This window comes from Blautia glucerasea (assembly GCF_013304385.1).
GTDB lineage: Bacteria > Bacillota > Clostridia > Lachnospirales > Lachnospiraceae > Blautia_A > Blautia_A ammoniilytica.
The window spans coordinates 1-418 of record NZ_JAAITU010000156.1 but is presented as its reverse complement, the minus strand read 5'-3'; the positions used below and the strand labels follow the sequence as shown (position 1 = coordinate 418).

1 rRNA gene is annotated in these 418 nt (G+C 50.5%); it reads right to left on the bottom strand.

Annotated features, from left to right (window positions below):
- A 23S ribosomal RNA gene (locus G5B11_RS18840) occupies positions 1 to 306 on the bottom strand; the annotation flags it as partial.
- Positions 307 to 418: the final 112 nt, after the last annotated feature.

The following is a 418-nucleotide window of genomic DNA, read 5'->3' as shown; positions in this document are numbered from 1 at the left end:
TGCAGTCCTTAACCCCGGAATGCACGCATTCCGGTTTAGGCTCTTCCGCGTTCGCTCGCCGCTACTTGCGGAATCGAGTTTTCTTTCTTTTCCTCCGGGTACTTAGATGTTTCAGTTCCCCGGGTTCCCCTCCATGCGTTATGGATTGGCGCATGGATACATGAGGTTTGCTCATGTGGGTTTCCCCATTCAGAGATCTCCGGATCATTGGATATTTGCTCCTCCCCGAAGCTTATCGCAGCTTGTCACGTCTTTCTTCGGCCCTTAGTGCCAAGGCATCCGCCCTGTGCCCTTATTGCTTGACCATTTGCTTCATCGCCCTAGCGTAGGCGATGCGGTCTCTCGATTCTCTTTTGATAACATTGTTATCGATGTCTTCCTATCTTGCGTTATACCAAGTAAATGCACAGGCTGTACA